Genomic DNA, 20429 nt, shown 5'->3' with positions numbered 1-20429 from the left:
CGCACGGACGATCCCGGTTGGGGACACCACCACCGAGCCATGCCAGCGCACGTTGCGTGACATTCCCAGATCCACCGTCACATGGGATATGGAGAGCGGAGACTATTGGGGCATATATGAAGACGGAAGACCGTTGCTTGATCCAACGACCAAGAAGCAAACATACCTGAAGTATTCAGGCGCCCGGGGAACATTCGATATCGCGTTCGATGCTGCAAGCAGGACGATTATGCTGCGGGTGATTGTCCTTGTCGTGCCGATGCGGGTAAGAAAGGTTGATCCCCGCAATCCCAAGGTAATCGAGACCGTTCCCTACGAAACCACACGGGACACCAATGTGAATAACGCCGAGTCCTTTATAAAGGAGCGACGTCCTGCAAAGGAGATTACGAACCTGCCGAATATGAAGTCAGAGATTGAAAAATTTCTGAACAAGAACGGATACAAACTGACAATCAAGACATGTCCGAAATCTGCGGAGAATAAAGGCGCATCGAGTTGTGCAGCACAGATCGCGATCAAGTTCATTATCGATTTCGTGACCGATGCAAAGGAAACGCATCATGCTCAGGTGAATCTTTATCCAACGGCTACGCGTGCAGATTCTGGGAATTGGGGTGAGCGAAATATTCGACTCAGCAAAGACAAGGTTTCTTGGGAGCCGATTCCCAATGAGCATGTTCAGCAGCACGAGACGGGACACCTCTTTTCTTTCCCGGACGAGTATTACGATCAGGGCGGCGCGATCCACAAGAAATATATTGACAAACAGCAGAAGATCGATCTGGCGCTTGCGACTGCAAGCGCCGACAAGAACATGTGGCAGGGTATCGGCCGCACGACGCTGATGGGTCCGGGTGTCTATGATCCGGGAGTAAAAATGCCCTCGTACTACCTGAATCGGGTGAGGGACTGGTTTGGCAGGCAAACAGGCTGGGACTGGAAGGTTGTCCCCCATATCGAGGCATGAACATGAAAAGAGCACTATTGGGATTCACTGTTATTGCAGCACTATCCACTTGCGAGGCGGTTATGGCAAAAGATGAACTCATGGGGTTTAGCATTACTGGCGGCACGATGTTCAACTCGATGGATTCCATTGGTCTAAGGGGGAATCGCTTTCTGGCGGTATTCCGGGGCGATACGATGGGAGAAGGTCCATCCCTATCCGGAATTGGCGTCTTTGAGGGAGATATCTCCGACGAAGATCGCAGTACGATGCGCAACATGCGTAACACGGTGTGTGCGATGAAAGACGTGCCGAATTTGCGTCCGGGCAACCCCACTTTCTTCTCGGCAAGCGTAACGTGTCAGGATGGGCGCGAGGTAAACGTCTTCATGGATACTCCGTCAATACCGCAGGATGTCGGCCGCGCGGTGCTGACGCCCACGCGCGAACTCATCACGAAGTTCTGCAAGACCGGAACGCCCGTTGCAAAACTTGACGCGTCAGCCGAAATTGCACAGAAGGATGGAAAGCTTGTAGTGACATTCAATTTTAGGAACAGTGGCAAGAGTGTGATCACTTTTAGCAGTCCGGCTACATGGGAAGGTAAATTCAACCCAATAAGCAAGGCTTCGAATATCGAAATTGGAGGTAGGCCGGCCGGTCAGAAAGATGGCTACTTTTCAATGATATTCGGTTCAAAAGATTTTATAAATGCTAACGATTACACCAATAACATTGTGAAAATCCCCCCGGGAGAGGCCCGATACTTGAAATTCGCTGCGTATCCAAAAAATAGAATATCGAAGGGAATATATGAAATTGGCGGAACGGTCTCAATCGGCAAAATACTTGAGCCTGAACTATTGAAGGGCGCAGCGGAATTCGATATGCCGCTTTCCAAGATTGAACTTATGGAGGACTATCCTTCGAATGACGAGCAGCTCCATCAACTCGAAGCGTATCGCCGTGAACTGCTATGGGATCAGGGCAGCCCACCTGATGTGCCGGTCGAGGAAACGGGCTATTACCGTGCCTATGGTGACTATGACGAGAGCGCTCCGCGCGGTGACGATGCACAGCTACTCCGCAAGGGCGAGAAGTTTCCGGAGCGCGCGCTGTTGCGCAGTGTCGGCGGCCACAGTCTCGAAAGCGGGCCGGTAAAAACCTGGCGATGGAATGCATACCCCGATAGCAAGCTGCGCGGCAACACCGGACCGGACGGCAAACCGGAGACGGCCAAATGAACCGCCGCCCGTAACCGGCGCGGCTATCTGCGCCGCCATGTGCGATTCTCTGCGGCGAGCTGGAGCGCGAGCCATTCGCCTCTACGCTCGCCCGCGAGAATACGCACGCAGACTTTATCCGCTTCGATCCTGAAGACCTCGGCGGGCGTGCAGCGCTCCCCGGCGAATTGCAGGATTTCACCACGCCCACGATATCGCCGGGTTTGAGTTCGTCGCGGCTCACGACGTTTCCTCTACGTGTTCCCGTATCCATTCGAGCGCGGCGCGGTGCGCCTGCCTGTAGCTGGACGTCGGGTGCGTGCCGGTGACGATGCCATGCCGGTACGCGCGCCCGACCTGCTCAGGCGAACACGAAGTACTTGCGCACCGTCTCCACCACCTCCCAGGTCCCCTTCATGCCGGGTTCAATCACGAACACATCACCCGCCTTCAGGTGCACCGGCTCCTCGCCTTCCGGCGTGATAATGCAGTAGCCGTCGAGGAAGTGGCAGAACTCCCACTTCTCGTAGTTCACCTCGAACTTGCCCGGTGTGCAGATCCACGTGCCCATGATCTTGCTACCGTCCTTCGAGAGGTAAGCGTTGAGGTTCACGGTGTGCGGATCGCCGCCGATACGCTTCCACTTGGTGGCGTCAACGACCGGAGTCGGGCAGGTTTCGCGCAAAACGGTGATGAAATCGGACATGTCAGCTCCAGATGATCGGATAAGGGGTCCATCACCTTAGGTCAAAAGCGTTACTGAGGCTTGTACGCTTACGACACCAACTCATCTATTTTCGACACCGACTCATTGAACCCCGGGAAGAGCCAACCGCGTCAGACAGCGGTTCGATGAGCGGGACTACCCCCGCCCCCGCAGCTTGTTCACCGGCGTCCCCAGCGCCGCAGCATGCTCCGCCGCCAGCACCTCCACAAACGCCGAAGCCAGCCGCTCGCGCGGCCGATGCGGCGGAAACAACAAATACATCGGAAACAGAATCGCCGGCGAAAACGACTTGATCACAATATCCGGCCCGGCAAAATCGAGCGCGACGATCGGATGCGCGAGCGTCACGCCCATCCCACATCGCACCATCTCGCAGCAGATCGCCGAATACTGCGCCTCGATCGCCAGCACGCGCTCGACTCCCGCGCGCTCGAACACCTCATCCATTTGCGCGCGCGTGCCATCACCGTGGCACAACGAGATGAACGACTCGCCCGCGAGATCGGCGGGCTTGATCACACGTTGCCGTATCGCACGACCACGGCGTTTCGACTTGCCGCGCAAAAGCACGGTGCGCGATTTCATGAAGGCACGCCAGTCACGCGCATCGAGCCGCGCGGCGAACGCTGGCTCGCGCACACGCCACGCGGCCCGTTCGCGGCGCGCAAGCTGCTGGTCGCGGCGGGCGCATGGTCAGGCGAGCTCGCGCGCCAGGCGGGCGAGCCGGTGCCGATGCATCCCGAAGGCTTGATGCTGATGGTCACGCAACGCGTCGCCCCTTTCTGCCGCGCGACGTTGGGCGCGACCGGGCGGCCGCTGTCGTTCAAGCAGTTCGATAACGGCACGGTCGTGATTGGCGGCAAGCTCATCGGCATCGCGGATATGGCGGGGCGGCATGGCGAAGTCGATTTCATGCGGCTCGTGCGGAGCGCGCAAACCGTTGTCGATCTGTTTCCGCATCTGCGCCATCTGGGAATCAATCGCGCGTGGGCGGGCGTTGAAGCGTTTACCGATGATTCGTTACCCGTAATATCGGCCAGCCGCACGGCGAGCGGGCTCTATTACTCGTTCGGTTATTGCGGCAGTGGCTTTCAGCTCGGACCCGGTTGTGGGCAACTCGTTGCGGAATTGATGCTCGATGGCGCGGCCAGTGTTTCGCTTGAGGCGTTCTCGATTGATCGATTCAACCACTCCAGTCACCCGAACGCCGCAGAGCCGGTCACCGTGGCTGCGCATTGAGACCTCGCCGCGCGCCACTTTTCTCTTCACCCAACCTCAAATCCATCACCAAGGCAAAGGAGCCACCACCACCATGTCCGAAATCATCCGATTCGAAACCAACCAACGCATGAGCCGCGTCGTCAAGGCAGCCGGCCTCGTCTTCGTAGGCGGCCAGACTTCCGCCGACCCAACCCCCGACGTCAAAGTCCAAACCGCAAAAGTCCTGGAAAAAATCGACGGCTTTCTCGCTCAAGCCGGCATCGACAAAACACGGCTCGTTTCCGCGCAAGTCTGGCTTTCCAACATCGAGCGCGACTTCGCGGGCATGAACGAAGTCTGGGACGCGTGGGTGCCGCAAGGCCAGGCCCCCACACGCGCGACGGTCGAAGCGAAGCTCGCCGCGCCGCATTTGCTGGTGGAGATTGCCGTGGTGGCCGCGCAGTAAGGATTGGCGCAAATCCACACAATCCTCCCGTCGTAGCGATGAGTGATCAAGCGACGTGGGCCGGTGTAGCCAACGGCTGCACCGCCAACCGCAAACCCATCGCCTTGAGAATGGCGGACAAGCTGCTGAGCGCCGGATTCCCCTTCGGCGACAACGTGCGATAGAGCTGGGTCGGATTCAGGTGCGCCTGCTCCGCCACAGCCTGCACGCCGCCGAACGCCTGCGCCATCTGGCGCAGCACAGTCAGCAACTCGGCCTGGTCGCCATCGGCCAAGATGCTGTTGATAACTTCGAGCGCGAGCGCCGGATCGCTTCCATACAAATCGGCCATCGCTTCGTCATGGGGTCTACTTCTCATCGTCCAATCTCCGTTGCCAGTCCTGCCAGTAGCCCACTGCCCGGTCTATGTCCGTATCCTGGGTGCGCTTGTCGCCACCACACAGCAGCAGCACCAGCACCAGCCGCTGGCCCGACTGACCGTAGTACACGCGGTAGCCCGGCCCCACGTCGATACGCAGTTCCCACACACCATCGCGGCAAAACTTGTGATCGCCGAAGTTGCCTTGCTCAATGCGGGCGACGCGCCGGATGACCGCCACCTTGGCCTGCATATCTCGCAAGCGCCGCAGCCAGTCGGTGTAGAGATCCTTCTGCCCGTCGGCCGTCAGGTAGTGCTCGATTCGGTACATTGCTATTTTCGTTTATAGACGAATGCAGGTCAAGGATGAAGGAGCAACGAGTCGGATGCCGGAGTTCATCTAAGGGCTATGCCAGCACTGCGCGCGTCGGACCCGGTGCATCCTCTGTATGCAAATACATCATGAACTGCGCGACGGGCTTGTGTGCGGTCAGCCCTATCCCAACCTTGATGGAGATGCCTGAGTTGGCAATGTCGGTGGCAGCGCTATGGCGGAGGCTTCGCTCGCCTGACGACCCGCTAGCGCCCAAACTCCGTCCCCTGCACCGTCTCGATCAAATAATCCACAAACGAGGCAATGCGCGCCGAAATCGCGGTATTCCGGTAGTAAACCGCATTAATCGGCTGCCGGACCTCCTGAGTCTGGCGCGCGAAAAGCGGCACGAGCGCGCCATCGCGCCGGTCGCGCGCCGTCATGAAGTCGGATAGACAGACAATGCCGGCGCCGGCCAGCGCAAGCTGGCGCAGCGTCTCGCCGCTCGACGACCAGATGGCCGGCGCGATGCGATAGGGCTCGTTGTCCGGCCCCAGAATCGGCCAGACGTTGAGCGACTCGGGCTGATTGAACCCCAGCAGCGCGTGCTTCGCGAGGTCCTCCACGCGTTTCGGGTGGCCATGGGCCTCCAGATACGCGGGGCTCGCGAGAATGCGCACGCGGCTGCAGCCCACAAGCTTGCCGTGCAGCGTGGAGTCCTTGAGCGCGCCGATGCGGATCGCGACATCAGTGCGCCGCTCCAGCAGGTCGATGATCCCCTCATTGCTATTGAGTTCTAGTTCCACCTGCGGGTAGCGCTCGCGGTAGCCCTGCACCAGCGGCACGATCACATGGAGCATGAACGGCGTGGCCGCATCCACGCGCAGCCGGCCCGACGGCCGCTCGCGGCGCGCGGCCATCTGCTCCTCCGCGCCCTCCACCGAAGCAATGATCGCCCGCGCGTCGTTCAGAAACGCACGCCCTTCCTCGGTCAATTCCAGACGCCGCGTCGTGCGGCGCAGCAGCGTGGTCTTGAGCTTGTCCTCCAGACGCCCAAGCGTGCGGCTCGTGGCCGAGATCGTCAGGCCGAGTTGGTGCGCGGCAGCCGTGATGGAACCGCTGTCGACCACGCTGACAAAGGCTTGCAGCTCATCCAGGGTGATTTTCATTGTTGATTTCAAATCAAAACATATTCCTTTATAAGCGAGTTTTTCCGCAAAAGTAAAGGGTGCACACTACGTCCACTAAACGTAATGGAGCACCGAGCATGAGCGTGAACGCACCCGAAAAATCCGCGCTGGTTCAACCGGCAAGCGCGGGAGAAAGCGAACAAGGAAGCGCGTGGCTTTCGTTGCTGGCGCTCGCCATGGGCGCGTTCAGCATCGGCACCACCGAGTTTTCGCCGATGGGGCTGCTGCCCGTGATCGCCGAGGGCGTGCACGTGTCGATCCCGACCGCCGGCATGCTGATCACCACCTATGCAATCGGCGTGATGGTCGGCGCGCCGCTGATGACGCTCGCGTTCTCGCGCTGGTCGCGCAGAAAGGCGCTCATCGCGCTCATGAGTCTCTTCGTCATCGGCAATCTGCTTTCGGCGGTGTCGTCGAACTACACCACGCTGCTGCTCGCGCGACTCGTCACGAGCCTCAACCACGGTGCGTTCTTCGGGCTCGGCTCGCTGGTCGCGGCAAGCGTCGTGCCGCGTCACAAGCAGGCCAGTGCCGTCGCCACCATGTTCATGGGCCTGACGATCGCCAACATCGGCGGCGTGCCCGCAGCTACATGGCTCGGCCAGACGATCGGCTGGCGCATGTCGTTCGCCGCCACCGCCGCGCTGGGCGTGCTCACAATGCTGATTCTGCGCATGGCGCTGCCCAAGGGCGAAGCCGGAAAAGTGCCGCGCGTGCGCGGCGAGTTGAAGGTGCTCACCCGCCCCGTCGTGTTGATGGCGATGGCCACCACGGTGCTGGGCGCCGGCGCGATGTTCACGCTTTACACCTATATCGCGCCGACGCTCGAACACCTTTCCGGTGCATCGCCTTCGTTCGTGACGGTCATGCTGGTGCTCGTGGGCGTGGGCTTTTCTATCGGCAACGTGGCCGGCGGCCGGCTCGCGGACCGCTCGCTCAACGGCAGCCTGATCGTGTTCCTGAGCCTGCTGGTGGCCATTATGCTGGCCTTCCCGCTGCTGGCGCGCAATCACATCGGCACCGCGATTGCGGTGGTCGTCTGGGGCATCGCCACGTTTGCCGTTGTGCCGCCCTTGCAGATGCGCGTCATGCGCGCGGCTTCGGAAGCGCCGGGGCTCGCCTCGTCGGTCAATGTGGGTGCGTTCAATCTCGGCAATGCGCTGGGCGCGGCTGCGGGCGGCGCCGCGATTTCGGCGGGCTTCAGTTATGCCGCTGTGCCCATCGTGGGCGCCATGATCGCCGCTTCGGGTCTCGCGCTGGTGTTCGTGCAGATGGCCTTGCAGCGCAACCAGCCGCAGCACAGCTCGGCGCACGATCTCCCGCCGACCCATATCTGAATTCTGTTCAATCGTATTTCGCGTTTATCACTGCCCCGGAGAACCTCATGAGCAACATTCCCGCATTCGGTCTTGGAACCTTCCGACTGCAAGGCCAGGTGGTCATCGACTCGGTGCGCAACGGCCTTGAACTCGGCTACCGCACCATCGACACCGCGCAGATCTACGGCAACGAAGCCGAAGTGGGCGAAGCGATTGCCGCCTCGGGCGTCGCGCGCAAGGACCTGTTCCTAACGACGAAGATCTGGGTCGACAACTACTCGCGCGAAAAGCTCGTTCCGAGCCTTAAGGACAGCCTCAGGAAACTGCGCACCGACGAAGTCGACCTCACGCTGATCCACTGGCCCGCGCCCAACAACGGTGTCTCGCTCGAAGAATTCATGAGCGCGCTCGCCGAGGCCAAGTCGCAAGGTCTCACGAAGCAGATCGGCGTTTCGAACTTCAACATCGAGCTCACGAAGCAGGCCATCGCGGTGGTGGGCAAAGAGAACATTGCGACCAACCAGATCGAATTGAGCCCGTATCTGCAAGGCCGCAAGCTCGTGGGCTTCCTCCAGCAGGAAGGCATTCACGTGACGTCGTATATGACGCTCGCCTACGGCAAGGTGCTCGGCGACCCGGTCATTCGCGCGATTGCCGAACGCCGTCACGCCACGCCGGCCCAGGTGGCGCTTGCCTGGGCGCTGCGCCTCGGCTACTCGGTGATTCCTTCGTCGACGAAGCGCGAAAACCTCGCCAGCAACCTGCTCGCGCAAACGCTGCAACTGAGCGGCGAAGACATGGCGGAAATCGCGGCGCTGGAGCGCAATGGCCGCGAAGTGAGCCCCGAGGGTCTCGCGGCGCAGTGGGATTAATCAGCAGGATTGAAGTCTCGCAGCCCAATTTGAATGTTCGCGGCGCGTGCGCCGCGAACTAGAACAGGAAATACATCGTGAAGCATGATCCGCTGTTCCAGCCCTTCCAACTCGGCGCACTGACGCTGCCCAACCGTATCGTGATGCCGCCGATGACGCGCTCGCGCGCGAGCCAGCCCGGCGACGAAGCCAATGCGCTGATGGCCGAGTACTACGCGCAGCGCGCCGACGCCGGACTCATCGTGGGCGAAGGCACGTACATCGCGCCGCTCGGCAAGGGCTATGCGTGGACGCCCGGCATTCACACGGCCGGGCAGATCGAAGGATGGCGCAAGGTGACGGATGCGGTTCATGCCAAAGGCGGCCACATCTTCGCGCAGCTCTGGCACGTGGGCCGGCTGAGCCACACGAGCCTGCTCGGCGGTGAGCAGCCGGTGTCGTCGTCGGCGCTTCAGGCTAAGGGCGTGAACGTGTTCATCGCCAGTGACGACGATGGCGTTCCGGGTTTTGTTCAGGCATCCGAACCACGTGCATTGAGCGTCGATGAAATTCGCGAGATCGTGGACCAGTACCGCACGGCGGCGCGCAATGCGATCGAAGCCGGTTTCGACGGCGTCGAGCTGCATGCGGCGAACGGCTATCTCGTGAACCAGTTCATCGACTCGAACGCGAACACGCGCACCGACGAATACGGCGGCTCGCTCGACAACCGCCTGCGCTTTCTCGGCGAAGTGGCGCGTGCGCTTGTCGAAGGCACGGGCGACGCACTGCGCGTCGGCATCCGCCTCGCGCCGCTCACGACGCTCAACGGCTGTGAAGACGCCGATCCGGAAACCACCTATCTCGGCGCGGCCAAACTACTCGGCGAGATTGGCGTGGCCTATATCCATATCGCCGAAGCCGACTGGGACGACGCGCCCCATATGCCGCTCGAATTCAAGCGCCAACTGCGCGCGGTGTATCCCGGCGTGCTGATCTACGCGGGCCGCTACACGGGCGAGCGTGCACGCGACGCCATCGATGCGGGCTGGGCCGATCTGATCGCGTTTGGTCGTCCGTTCATCGCCAATCCCGATCTCGTGCAGCGTCTGCGCATGGGCGCGCCGCTCGCGCAGCATCAGCGCGAAACGCTGTTCGGCGGCAACGCCAAAGGTCTTACGGACTATCCCGCGCTCGACGACGAGGCTGCGGCGGCTGCGTAAGCGCAGCGCGCTATCGGGTCCTTAAACGCATCGGCCTATATACAGTTGTCGGCGTAGCCGCCAGCCCGTAACGTCTGCAATGTGTTTGCCGCGACATGAACGCTCCTGAAGCCGCGCCAGATGGCTTTCGCGCAGGCTTCCCTAACGTCTTTTGAGATGTATGGCGTTACGGTAAAGTGACGGCACTTAAAACCGTATATCCCAGATATGAGCGTGAATTTATATTCATACGGCATACACCGAAATATCAGTGCTGGTGAACTGTTTTTCTACGTCGCACTCGATCAAACCCGCAAAGAATTGGGCATGGACGATCTAGCCGCAGCAGCGGCTATTCTCTTGGGTCAAAACAATGTGCCCGTTGCCGGCAAACTGGCCGGGGCCGTCGCCGGCACGTCTGTTGTGTCGATGGCCGCGCGTAGGCTTTTGCCGTTTAACGTGGCGGTTCGGTTGCCAACCATAGTAAGGGCGGGAGCGGGAGGGCTTCGCATCGCCATGACCCGGAGTCTAGGTGCGTTTGTGGGCCGCACTATTCCGGTAGTTGGGACGGTAATGCTGGGCCGAGACGCGTTCTTGATCATGCAAAACACGATTTCCACGTACAACCGCCTGGCGAAGGCTGAAGACCGGGTTCTTTGATATGGCAGACCAGATTTGGGAGCAGCTTGAGGCTTTCGCGCGCGGAGAACTAGGCCGTCCATTGTTCGGACGCCTTGAGCTAAAGCCGGAATCCCGGATTGAAGAGGATTTACGCCTTACCGGCGTGGATGCCGTTGAGTTTATCGACAAGTGGGCGGAAAAGTTCAACATCGAAGCTCCGGACGGTTTTCCGTATGCCCGATACTTCGGCCCAGACTCATTAGACGTTGTGCGCGCTGTTGCTGGGCTATTCTCAAAGAAGTTCCGCGATGCCCCGCTTGTGCCAATCACGCTAGGGATGCTCGCTGAGGCGATGCGGCGAGGCAAATGGAATACGGCGGAAATCGAAGCGGCAAGCGCGCGTAATTAATTGCACAGAATTCGCGTGCAGCGTCTGCGCATGGGCGCGCCGCTCGCGCAGCACCAGCGCGAAACGCTGTTCGGCGGCGACGCCAAAGGTCTTACAGACTATCCCGCGCTCGACGACGAGGCCGCGGCGGCTGCGTAAGCGCAGCGCCGAAGCCCAACGTGTCGAGCGCGGTTCAAGAAAGCCTACCGGCTGGAGACAACGGGCTGGAGGCTCAAGCCTCCAGTTGCTCCAGCACCTTGCCCTTGGTCTCGATGCCGAGCAAGTGCACGGTGATGGCCGCGAGAAACGGCACGGCGGCAAGAATATAGAAGGCCACGTCCAGATTGCCCCCGATCATCGTCTTCGAAACGATGGTGGGCGCGAAGATGGCCGCCACCTTGAGCCATGCGCCGCCCATGCCGCAACCCATCGCGCGGATACTGGTGGGATAAAGCTCCGGCGTGTAGACGTAGGCGGTAATGAAGCCGCATGCGAGCAAGCCGAGCGACAGCGCGCAGAACGTCGCCACCACGTAGACCGACATCGCGTGGCAAATGCCGGCCAGCGCGAGCGACACGGCGCACAGCACGAACGAGACGTTGATGATGGGCTTGCGGCCCACCTTGTCCACCAGCAGCGCGCAGGTGAGCGAACCCAGCACGCCGAGCACCGACGCAGCCACCGCGAGATTGAGCGCGAGTTGCAGCGGCGCGTGATAGACGTTGCGGTAGATCGTGGGCAACCAGGTGGACAGCCCGTATTGAATGAAGCCGCACGTCATCCACAACATGGCCACCGCAAGCGTGCGCTTGAGGTACGCGGGCCCGAACAGATCCTTCATGCTGCGCTTCGGATGGCGCTTCACGAGGGCGTCGAAATCAGCGGCGTTCGTGACCGGGTCGAGCGGCCCCTTGGCGGTGCGCTCGAATGCATGCACGGCGTGGTCGGCATCCTGCAGGCGGCCGCGTTCGGCCAGCCAGCGCGGCGACTCGGGCACGAGCTTGCGCAGCACGAAAAACAGCACCAGCGGCATCGCGCCGATGAAGTACATCGTCTGCCAGCCGAAGCGCGGCACGATCCAGGCACCCAGCGCATTCGACGCCAGCAGGCCGACTGGGAACACGATCTCATAGAGGAGAACGAAACGTCCACGGCCATGAGCGCGGCTAACCTCGTTGATATAGGTTGCGGCCACGGGCAGTTCGCCGCCCAGCCCCAAGCCCTGAATCACGCGCAGCGCGGCGAACACCATGAACGACGGCGCGAAGCCACACGCAATGCTCGTCACGCCGATGATGCCGGAGCTCCACGCGATCGCGCGCACGCGGCCCTGGCGCTCCGCGAACCACGGGAACAGGAACGCGCCGAACAGTTGGCCGACCGAGCCCGAGGCGATCAGAAAGCCGATCTCCCACGGCGTGAGATGCCACTTCTGGATCAGGATCGGCAGCGTCGTGGCAATCGCGATCACATCGAAACCGTCGAAGAAAGTCGCCAGGCCGATCAGGAGACGCGCGCGCACCTGCATGGCATTGGCCGGCAGCCGCTCGAGCCGCGCAATGATCGAGCCGCGCGTGAGCGGTCCGCTGTACGGCTCGACGACCGTGGCGCCGCCGCTCTGACCGAGTGTAGTGTCGAAAGTTGTCATGCCTGTCGTCCCGTCTCCGTGTTGTCTCTTGTGTGCTGCCGTAGTGTTGCCTTAAGCGAGCGCCTTGCTGGTGTCCGTGAGCGCCGCGATATCGACCGCGCGCCCCTGGCTCATCCATTTACGCGCGAGCTTGAGGTCGCGCGCCGAGTTGATCGCGATGACACCGCGCAGATGCCCGTCCACCACGAAGAACAGCGTCGCGCGCTTTTCTCCGAGGCTGCCGCGCAGCGCCGGTGCGACGCCGGCCGGAATATCGCCGAGAATCTGCAGATTCACGTCGTACTGGTCGGACCAGAACCACGGAATTTCCGCATAGGGCGCTTTCACGCCCAGCACAGCCTTGGCCGAGGCAATCGCCTGGTTCTGGGCATTGGCCCACGACTCCAGCCGCACGCGGCGCTTGAGCCACGCGTTCGGATGGTTTGCGACGTCGCCGCACGCAAAAATGCAGGGGTCCGAAGTTTCACCGAATTCGTCCACGACGATGCCGTCTTCCACGGCAAGCCCCGCTGCCTCGGCCAGCGCCGTATGCGGCGCGAGGCCAATACCGGCGACGGCGAAATCCGCGTCGAGCGTGCTGCCGTCGGCAAAGGTCGCGCGTACACCGCCCTGGGCGCTGTCTTCCAGCGAAACCAGCGACGCGTTCAGCCGCACGTCCACGCCGTTCGCGCGATGCAGATCGAGCAGGAAGTCCGAGACGTCCTGCGGCAGCGAACGCGCGCACAAACGCGGCGCGCCTTCCACCACGGTGGCCTCCACGCCGAGCTTGCGCGCCGTGGCGGCCACTTCGAGCCCGATCCAGCCGCCGCCCACCACCAGCACGCGCTGGCTGCGGCGCAGCCGCTCGCCCAGCGCCATCGCCTCGTCGAGCGTGCGCAGGTAGGTCACGTGCGCGCTCTTCGCCACGCTCGCGGGCAGCTTGCGCGCCGCGCCGCCCGTGGCGATCACGAGGCGGTCGTACTTCACTTCGCGGCCCGAGCGCGTGGTCACCACGCGCGCCGCGCGGTCGATGGCCGTCGCGCAGTCGGGCTGCCAAGCTTCGACATTCAGCGCCGCGAATTCGTCGGGCTTCGCAATGCGCACCGTTTCGATATCGGCCTCGCCCGCGAGCACGGCCTTCGAAAGCGGCGGGCGCTCGTAGGGCAGATGCACTTCGTCGGCGATCATCACGAGACGGCCCGCGTAGCCTTCCTTGCGCAGCGTCTTCACGATCCAGCCCGCGGCCTGGCCGCCGCCGATCACAACAACCGTGCGCGGCGCATCCTGTGCGCTGTTTTCCTGTGCGTCGCTCATTGCTTACGCTCCGTCATGAACTTGCCTTGCGGCGCTTCGGCGTTCTTCTGGCGGCGCGTATTGCCGTCGAGGCCGCCGTCGATGGCCCATTCCGCGAACACGGTCGGGCCCGGCTCGAACTCGCGCGGCTGCCATTCGGGCGTGAGCACGTCTTCATCGGCGTAATACTCGATCAGGCCGCCCGCCGGGTTCTTGAAGTACCAGAAGTACGCCGACGAAACCGGATGCCGGCCCGGACCGAGTTGCGTGGTCCAGCCGCAACGGCTGATATGCAGGCCGCCGCCGAACACCTCGTGGATGTCGCGCACCGTGAACGCCACGTGATTGAGGCCCTTCTTGCCGTCGGGCAGCGCGAGCAGGAACAGGTCGTGGTGACCGCCGTGCGGCGCGCAGCGCATGAACGCGCCGCGATTCGGATAGCGGTCCGAGGTCTCGAAGCCGAGCAGTTCGTGATAGAACTTTTCCTGTTCCGCGAGGCAGTTCGTGAAGAACACCACGTGGCCCACTTCCACCGGCTCCGCGCGTTCATAGATGGGCGACGGCGTATCCACGCGCAGCGTCTGGCCCCACACGTTCGACAGCGAGCCCTTCAGGTCGATCTCGCGACGGCGCGTGACTTCCACGCGAATCGCCATGCCGGCCGGGTCGAAGCAGCCCACCGCGTCGGCGTCGCTGTAGTAGCCGGGTTGGTCCTTCAGGCGCTCGCGCAGCGCGTCGAGTTCTTCGCGCGTGGCCACGCCCCACGTCACTTCGCGCAGCGTCGGGCCCGCTTCGAATGCAGTGGGCAGCGACGCGTCGTTCGCGTCGGCCACGAGCACGGTGCAGCCGTTGAGCGTTTCGAAGCGCGCGCGCGTTTCGTCATGCGACGTCTCCTTCAAACCCCAGTCCGCGAAAAAGCGGCGGCAGGTTTCAAGGTCGGTCACGCCGTAGGTAATCTGTTCGATGCCGAGAATCGTCATGTTCATTGCTCCGTTGCGCGCGCTCAGGCGTTGGCCCAGGGTAGCGGCGCGTCGTTCAAGCCCCAGTAGAGGCTCTTCTGCTGCATGTATTCGCGAATGCCGAGCCGCCCTTTCTCGCGGCCCATGCCGCTCTCCTTCCAGCCCGAGAACGGCGTGGAAATCGAGAACAGCTTGTAGGTATTGATCCAGACCGTGCCAGCTTCGAGCTTGCGCGCCACGCGCCACGCGCGCTTGTAGTCGCGCGTCCAGATGCCGGCGGCAAGACCGAACACGCTGTCGTTGGCTTCTTCGATGAGCGCGGCTTCGTCGTCAAACGGCATGGCCACCAGTACCGGTCCGAAGATTTCTTCCTGGCAGATGCGCGCACTGTTCTGGAGTCCTTCCAGAATGGTCGGCTGATAAAAGAAGCCGTTCTCGCGACCGTCGCCCACAGGACGCTCGCCGCCGCACAGCAGTCGACCGCCCTCTTCCAGACCAATCGCAACGTAGCGCTCCACCGACTCGCGATGTTTCGCGGTGATGAGCGGCCCCATCTGCGTGTTCTCGCGCGTCGGGTCTCCCACGCGCAGCTTGCGCGCACCTTCCACAAGCCGCTGCATGAACGTGTCGTAAATCGAGCGCTGCACGAACAGGCGCGACCCGGCAATGCATGCCTCGCCCGACGAGCTGAAAATGCCGTACAGCACGCCGTTCACGGCGTGGTCGAGATCGGCGTCTTCGAACACGATGGTCGGCGACTTGCCGCCCAGTTCGAGCGACACAGGCATAAGCTTTTCCGCAGCGATGCGTGCGATGCCGCGGCCCACTTCGGTGCCGCCCGTGAACGAAACCTTCTTCACGAGCGGATGGCGCACCAGCACGTCGCCGATCACCGAGCCCTTGCCGGGCAGCACGCTCAGGATGCCCGTGGGCACGCCCGCTTCCTCGCAGATGCGCGCCAGCGCAAGCGAAACCAGCGGCGTGACTTCGGCGGGCTTGAGCACCACCGCGTTGCCGGCCGCGAGCGCGGGCGCGAGCTTCTGGGCATCGGAGGCAATCGGCGAATTCCACGGCGTGATTGCCGCGATAACGCCGATGGGCTCATGCACGCTCATCGTCAGGTAATCGCCGCGCGGCGGCGTGAGTTCGTCGTCGAGCGTTTCGAGGCAGGCCGCGAAGTAGCGGAACGTGTTGGCGGCGCTCGCCACCAGCACGCGCGTTTCGCCGATGGGCTTGCCGTTATCGCGGCGCTGCAATTGGGCGAGCGCTTCGTGGCGCTGCATGATGAGGTCGGCGATGCGGTAGAGCACGAGCGCGCGCAGATGCGGCTTCATGCCGGCCCATTCGCTGTGCTTCCACGCCGCGTGCGCTTTCTCGACCGCCTCGCTGGCATCTTCGGCGCTCGCCGTCGAGACCTCCATGTTCACCGACTGGTCGGCGGGATAGAGGCTCGCGAAGGGCGCGGCGCGCCCCTGGCGCCACTCGCCGCCGATCAGGATATCGCCGGTCGGCACGAGGCTGGTATCGAATGGAGTCATGTCTGAGGTCTCTTCGTTCGTTAAATCACGCAGCGCGCGGCCCGGTTGCGTAGCGCGCGAATCGCGCTGTACGCGGTGAGTGCCGAGGTCTTCGGGTTGTCGGGCAGCGGCTTGCCGCACATCTCCAGCGACATTTCGCCGAACATGCCGCGCGCCACGATGCGGTGCACGTTGCGCTCTACCGCCGGATCGGCAATCAGGCGCACCTTGGTCTGATCGAGCCCGAGACCCGCGAGCGCGATGGTAGCCGCCACGTTCGCGTTCTTCGGAAAGAGCCGCGCCGCTTCGCGTGCGCTGCCTTCGAAGATCACTTGCTCCTTCGTGAGCGTGCGCAGATCGCAGACCTTTTCCGCCGGCGTGTCGAGCCAGCCGAGCGGCGGCTTGCGGCCCGTGTACAGCACTTCGTCGAGGCCGCCGAGCTTGGCCGCCGAAAGCGCGTCGATGCCGCCGATCGCGCCGGAGAGCAGCGTGACGGTGGCGCCGCCTTCGTCGGCGGCGAGCGACAGGCGTTCGAGCAAGTCGACATCGGAGAGCGCGCCGATCGAGTTCACCGCGCAATCGGTGCCGCTTTGCAACAGCGGCACGACGTGATCGATCAGCGCCGCATGGCCCGCGCATTCGAGCGCGAACTGCGGCCTGGTCGACAGCGCCCGCACCGACGACACCACTTCCACTGCGCCGTCCACCTGCTCGCGCACGGCGGCGGCATGCTGCTCGGGCACGATCACGTGCGAGACGTGCACGAGCGGGTCCGCCGCGACTGCGCGATACACCGTCTGCCCGATCGCGCCGAAGCCGATCATTGCGATGTCGATAGGTGCGTGTGGCATGGGGTTCGCCTGGTTGTTATGCATTCTGGGGCTCCTCTTTGCGCACCGGCGGGCCCGCAAAAACCGTCTCGAAGCTGCCCACGGATTTCATGTCCACTTCGAGCAGCACCGGGCCGTCGAATGCCATGCCTTCCTGAATCAGGCGATCGGCGTCGTCGAGCGACGACAGGCGGAAGTGCTTCAGCCCCAGGCTCGCGCAAAACTGCGAGAACTCCGGCTGATGCAGATCGACGAACATGCGGCGGCCGCCGTACTGCGCGTCCTGAATGTTGCGGATCACGCCATAGCACTGATCGTTCATCAGCACGATCATCACGTTGGCCTTTTCCTGCACGGCCGTAGCCAGCTCGCCCACGTTCACCATCAGGCCGCCGTCGCCCACGAGGCACACGGTCTTCGCGGCAGCGTTCGCGAGCGCCGCGCCAATCGCCATCTGCATGCCCTGGCCGATGCCGCCGCCGAGCGCATGCACGCCCGCACGCGGCGAGAAAATCTTCAGCAGGCGGTTGCCCCACGTGCTGTTCGAGATCGTGACGTCGCGCACCCAGTTGTAGTCGCGGCCCACGGCGTGCTGCAGCGATTCCACGAGGCGGCGGTACGGGCCGAGGCCCTTCGCCGTATCCGACACGGCGACTTCGCGCGCTTCAGCCAGATCGGCGGCGAATTGCGGATCGACCTTGATGCGGTTTTCGAGGCGCGTGGCGAGCGCATCGAGCACGCGCGCAGAGTCGCCGTGCACGAACAGCGCGTTGCGGTAGCCGCGGTTGTCGGCGAGCGCGTCGGCATCGATGCGGTAAAGCGGCTGCGGCAGGCCGAGCTTGTACTTGAGCGTTTCGTTGCCGCGCAGGCGCGAGCCCACCACGAGCATCGCATCGCAGGTCTTGTAGAAGCGCTCGACCGAGGGGCTCACGTTGAACGCGCCCAGCGTGGCCGGATGATCTTCGGGCAGCACGCCGCGGCCTTGCACGCTCGTCACCACGCCAAAGCCCAGCGCCACCAGACGCTCGACCGCCGCGCGTGCATGGCGCGTGCCGCCGCCGAGCCACAGCAGCGGACGCTTGGCCTTTGCGAGTTCGTTCGCCAGTTGCTCCACGCGCGCTTCGTCATGCGTGAGCGTCGTGAGGTGCGGGGCGCTCAGGTCAACGGGCCACTCGGTCAGCGCGGCCTGAATGTCGATGGGAATCTCCACGCTCACCGGGCCGCTCGGCGCGGTTTGCGCGATGCGCACGGCTTCGCGGATAGTCGGCAGCGCGGTCTCGACCGAGCGCACGCGGAACGCGGCTTTCGAAATCGACTGGAGCATGGCGAGCTGGTCCGGCGCCTCGTGAATATAGGCGAGGTCCTGATCGAGGTATTCGGTTTCAATCTGGCCGGTGATGTGCAGCACCGCCGTGCCTGCCGTGAGCGCTTCGACCATCGCGCCCGCTGCGTTGCCCGCCGCCGTGCCAGTGCTCGTGAACGCCACGCCGAGACCGCCCGAGACGCGCGCGAGACCGTCCGCCATGTTGAGCGCGCCCGCTTCGCCGCGCGCGCCCACATAGCGGATATTGCCGCGCCGGCCGATGGCGTCGAGAATCGGCATATTGTGAATCGAGATCACGCCGAAAGCGGTTTGGACTCCGCACTGTTCGAGGAAGGCGGCGATCAGTTCGCCGACGGTGGTTTGATTAGACATGACGTGCAACGCCTCCAGATACATCGATATGACTGCCCGTCGTATAGGACGACAGGGACGTGGCCAGATAAAACAGCGCCTGGGCCGCTTCTTCGGGACGGCCGAAGCGGCCGAGTGGAATGTGTTTCTTGCGTGCGAGCTCGCGGGTCCAGTCTTCCCAGCTCTGGCCGGCGGCCTGTGCCTCTCCGTCGGCTTCGTAGCGGCGGCGCCATTGGCCCGACTCCACGATGCCGATCAGGATCGAGTTCACGCGAATGTGCTCGGGCGCGAGTTCCACCGCGAGCGACTTGATGAGGCTGAGCACGCCCGCGCGCGCCGACGAGGTCGCCACCATGTGCGGCTCGGGCTGCAAAGCGAGCAGCGAGTTCACGCAGACGATTGCGGCGTTGCCATCACCTTGATTCGCGGCATTGCGCAGCATCGGCAGGAACGCGCGCGTCGGGCGGATGATGCTGAAGTACTTGAGGTCCAGTTCTTCGCGCCAGGCTTCGTCGGTGGTATTGGCGAAGGTGGAGACGCGGCCCTGGCCCGCGTTGTTCACGAGCATGTCGGCGCGGCCGAAGCGCTTTTCGACTTCGCTGGCGAATGCAGCCACGTCGGCGGCGTCGAGCACGTCGCAGCGCGCGGCCAGCAGTTGCGCTTGCGGATGCCGCTCGCGCAGTTCGCGTTCGGCGCGCGCGAGGCGGTCGCTGTCGCGGCCACAGATCGCGACCGATGCGCCCGCATGCAGAAAGAGTTCGGCGGTGGCGAGGCCGATGCCGGATGAGCCACCCGTCACCACTGCAACCTGGCCGGTCAAGTCGAGTTGAATCATTTGATCCCCAATGCCTTCATGTAGTCCGTACCCTTGCTCTTGCTCGTGCCCTTCAACGCCTGCGGACGATAGTTCAGGCGCTTCGAGAGTTCGTCGGCGGTGTGGCGCACCTTGTCGATCAGGCCGCTGTCGAGCAGTTGTGTGTCGATGCCGGGGCGCGGAATGGTGGTCGTCACCACGGCCGCGATGCGGCCCGTGTCGTTGCGCACCGGTGCGGACACCACCGAAATGCCGCGCTCGAACGACGACTCGCTCACAGCGTAGCCGCGCTCCGCATCCTCGCGAATACGCTCGTACAGCGCTTCGACTGTTTCCGGCGTGGAAGGCGTGAAGCGTTCGAGTTGAGGCTCCGGATAGATCTCGCGCAATTCGTCGAGCGTGAGATCGCCCATCAGCACTTGGCCGTGCGTCGTGGCGTACGCGGGCAGTCGCGTGCCCACATTGACCTTCACCGAGCTGAAAATGGGCGCGTGGCTTTGCGCCTTGGCGACGAACACGATGTCGCGTCCGTCACGAATCACGATATGCGAGGTCAACCCGGTGGCGTCGCGCAGCGCCTCGATCAACGGCAGGCCGAGATCGGTCAGTTCGAGCGAGCTCAGGTATTCGAAGCCGAGCCGCAGCACGGCCACGCCGAGGCGATAGTTGCGGTCGCGGTCGGCGCGCTCCAGAAAGCCGAGCGATTCAAGCGTCTGCAACAGGCGAAACACCGTGGTGCGCGGAATGCCAAGGCGACGCGACAGTTCGGGCGCGCCGAGCACCGGCTCGCGCGGCGAGAACTCGGTCAGAATGCGCAAACCCCGCTCCAGACCCGGCACGCGATAACTCGTGTCGTTGCGGTCTGCGTCAGCGTCGGGGGACGCGTTGGCCACGTCGGGTGTCATGC

The 20429-nt window shown here is 63.0% G+C and carries 19 protein-coding genes and 5 pseudogenes; 10 read left to right on the top strand and 14 right to left on the bottom strand.

Annotated features, from left to right (window positions below; all coding sequences use genetic code 11):
- Positions 1 to 970, top strand: a pseudogene (locus tag HV773_RS23375) (hypothetical protein); the annotation flags it as partial.
- 2 nt (positions 971 to 972) lie between these two features.
- The gene (locus tag HV773_RS23370; protein WP_175196903.1) at positions 973 to 2193 is read left to right on the top strand and encodes a hypothetical protein; all 1221 of its coding nucleotides are present in this window, start codon (positions 973 to 975) and stop codon (positions 2191 to 2193) included.
- A 340-nt stretch (positions 2194 to 2533) separates the two neighbouring features.
- On the opposite strand, the gene HV773_RS23365 is transcribed toward HV773_RS23370, so the two are convergent.
- Positions 2534 to 2878, bottom strand: coding sequence for a cupin domain-containing protein (locus HV773_RS23365; protein WP_035528424.1), 345 nt, complete (start codon positions 2876 to 2878; stop codon positions 2534 to 2536).
- Positions 2879 to 3034: 156 nt separating this feature from the next.
- Positions 3035 to 3421 (bottom strand): annotated as a pseudogene (locus HV773_RS23360) (LysR substrate-binding domain-containing protein); the annotation flags it as partial.
- On the opposite strand from HV773_RS23360, the pseudogene HV773_RS23355 reads away from it, so the two are divergent.
- Together HV773_RS23355 and HV773_RS23350 are read left to right on the top strand one after the other, a co-directional pair.
- Positions 3386 to 4138: pseudogene (locus HV773_RS23355) on the top strand (NAD(P)/FAD-dependent oxidoreductase); the annotation flags it as partial. The pseudogenes HV773_RS23360 and HV773_RS23355 overlap by 36 nt on opposite strands.
- Positions 4139 to 4211: 73 nt before the next feature.
- On the top strand, positions 4212 to 4565 hold the full coding sequence (locus HV773_RS23350; protein WP_175196902.1) for a RidA family protein: 354 nt from the start codon (positions 4212 to 4214) through the stop codon (positions 4563 to 4565).
- A 46-nt stretch (positions 4566 to 4611) separates the two neighbouring features.
- Here the strand turns inward: HV773_RS23350 and HV773_RS23345 are convergent, their stop codons facing one another.
- The 4 genes and pseudogenes from HV773_RS23345 to HV773_RS23335 form a co-directional block, all read right to left on the bottom strand.
- Positions 4612 to 4923 (bottom strand): helix-turn-helix domain-containing transcriptional regulator, encoded by a 312-nt coding sequence (locus HV773_RS23345; protein WP_175196901.1) that lies wholly within the window; start codon positions 4921 to 4923, stop codon positions 4612 to 4614.
- On the bottom strand, positions 4913 to 5254 hold the full coding sequence (locus tag HV773_RS23340; RefSeq protein ID WP_217481933.1) for a type II toxin-antitoxin system RelE/ParE family toxin: 342 nt from the start codon (positions 5252 to 5254) through the stop codon (positions 4913 to 4915). Before HV773_RS23340 ends, HV773_RS23345 begins: the two co-directional genes overlap by 11 nt.
- Before the next feature lie 103 nt (positions 5255 to 5357).
- A pseudogene (locus tag HV773_RS36955) lies at positions 5358 to 5477 on the bottom strand (integrase); the annotation flags it as partial.
- Positions 5478 to 5502: 25 nt separating this feature from the next.
- Positions 5503 to 6405, bottom strand: a complete 903-nt coding sequence (locus HV773_RS23335) for a LysR family transcriptional regulator (RefSeq protein WP_175196900.1) — start codon at positions 6403 to 6405, stop codon at positions 5503 to 5505.
- A 98-nt stretch (positions 6406 to 6503) separates the two neighbouring features.
- Here HV773_RS23335 and HV773_RS23330 point away from each other — a divergent pair, with 98 nt between their 5' ends.
- The 6 genes and pseudogenes from HV773_RS23330 to HV773_RS23305 all read left to right on the top strand — a co-directional run.
- Positions 6504 to 7763: an MFS transporter gene (locus HV773_RS23330; protein ID WP_175196899.1), complete on the top strand. Its 1260-nt coding sequence runs from the start codon at positions 6504 to 6506 to the stop codon at positions 7761 to 7763.
- A gap of 47 nt (positions 7764 to 7810) precedes the next feature.
- Complete coding sequence (dkgB, locus tag HV773_RS23325) at positions 7811 to 8617, top strand: 2,5-didehydrogluconate reductase DkgB (RefSeq protein WP_175196898.1); 807 nt, start codon at positions 7811 to 7813, stop codon at positions 8615 to 8617.
- 77 nt (positions 8618 to 8694) lie between these two features.
- Entirely contained in the window at positions 8695 to 9819 is a 1125-nt protein-coding gene (locus tag HV773_RS23320; RefSeq protein WP_175196897.1) for an alkene reductase, read from the top strand.
- 207 nt (positions 9820 to 10026) lie between these two features.
- On the top strand, positions 10027 to 10458 hold the full coding sequence (locus HV773_RS23315) for an STM2901 family protein (protein WP_175196896.1): 432 nt from the start codon (positions 10027 to 10029) through the stop codon (positions 10456 to 10458).
- 1 nt (position 10459) lies between these two features.
- Positions 10460 to 10828: a DUF1493 family protein gene (locus HV773_RS23310; RefSeq protein WP_175196895.1), complete on the top strand. Its 369-nt coding sequence runs from the start codon at positions 10460 to 10462 to the stop codon at positions 10826 to 10828.
- Between the two features lie 18 nt (positions 10829 to 10846).
- Positions 10847 to 10966 (top strand): annotated as a pseudogene (locus HV773_RS23305) (alkene reductase); the annotation flags it as partial.
- 73 nt (positions 10967 to 11039) lie between these two features.
- Here the strand turns inward: HV773_RS23305 and HV773_RS23300 are convergent.
- From HV773_RS23300 to HV773_RS23265, 8 genes are read right to left on the bottom strand one after another with little or no spacing between them, the layout of a single operon-like run.
- Entirely contained in the window at positions 11040 to 12455 is a 1416-nt protein-coding gene (locus HV773_RS23300; protein ID WP_175196893.1) for an MFS transporter, read from the bottom strand.
- Between the two features lie 51 nt (positions 12456 to 12506).
- Complete coding sequence (locus tag HV773_RS23295) at positions 12507 to 13748, bottom strand: NAD(P)/FAD-dependent oxidoreductase (RefSeq protein WP_175196892.1); 1242 nt, start codon at positions 13746 to 13748, stop codon at positions 12507 to 12509.
- A complete protein-coding gene (locus tag HV773_RS23290; protein WP_175196891.1) occupies positions 13745 to 14707 on the bottom strand; it encodes a VOC family protein in 963 nt (320 codons plus the stop codon). Before HV773_RS23290 ends, HV773_RS23295 begins: the two co-directional genes overlap by 4 nt.
- Positions 14708 to 14730: 23 nt before the next feature.
- Positions 14731 to 16224, bottom strand: coding sequence for an aldehyde dehydrogenase (locus HV773_RS23285; protein ID WP_175196890.1), 1494 nt, complete (start codon positions 16222 to 16224; stop codon positions 14731 to 14733).
- A gap of 20 nt (positions 16225 to 16244) precedes the next feature.
- Entirely contained in the window at positions 16245 to 17078 is an 834-nt protein-coding gene (locus HV773_RS23280) for an aspartate dehydrogenase (RefSeq protein ID WP_175196889.1), read from the bottom strand.
- A complete protein-coding gene (locus HV773_RS23275; protein ID WP_175196888.1) occupies positions 17071 to 18729 on the bottom strand; it encodes a thiamine pyrophosphate-binding protein in 1659 nt (552 codons plus the stop codon). Before HV773_RS23275 ends, HV773_RS23280 begins: the two co-directional genes overlap by 8 nt.
- A complete protein-coding gene (locus HV773_RS23270) occupies positions 18722 to 19543 on the bottom strand; it encodes an SDR family oxidoreductase (protein WP_175196887.1) in 822 nt (273 codons plus the stop codon). Before HV773_RS23270 ends, HV773_RS23275 begins: the two co-directional genes overlap by 8 nt.
- Complete coding sequence (locus HV773_RS23265) at positions 19540 to 20427, bottom strand: IclR family transcriptional regulator (protein WP_175196886.1); 888 nt, start codon at positions 20425 to 20427, stop codon at positions 19540 to 19542. Before HV773_RS23265 ends, HV773_RS23270 begins: the two co-directional genes overlap by 4 nt.
- Between the last annotated feature and the right edge of the window lie 2 nt (positions 20428 to 20429).

It is taken from the genome of Paraburkholderia caffeinitolerans, assembly GCF_902859945.1.
In the GTDB taxonomy this organism is placed as follows: domain Bacteria; phylum Pseudomonadota; class Gammaproteobacteria; order Burkholderiales; family Burkholderiaceae; genus Paraburkholderia; species Paraburkholderia caffeinitolerans.
Note: the sequence above shows the minus strand (reverse complement) of the source record. Positions and strands in the feature narration are given on the sequence as shown.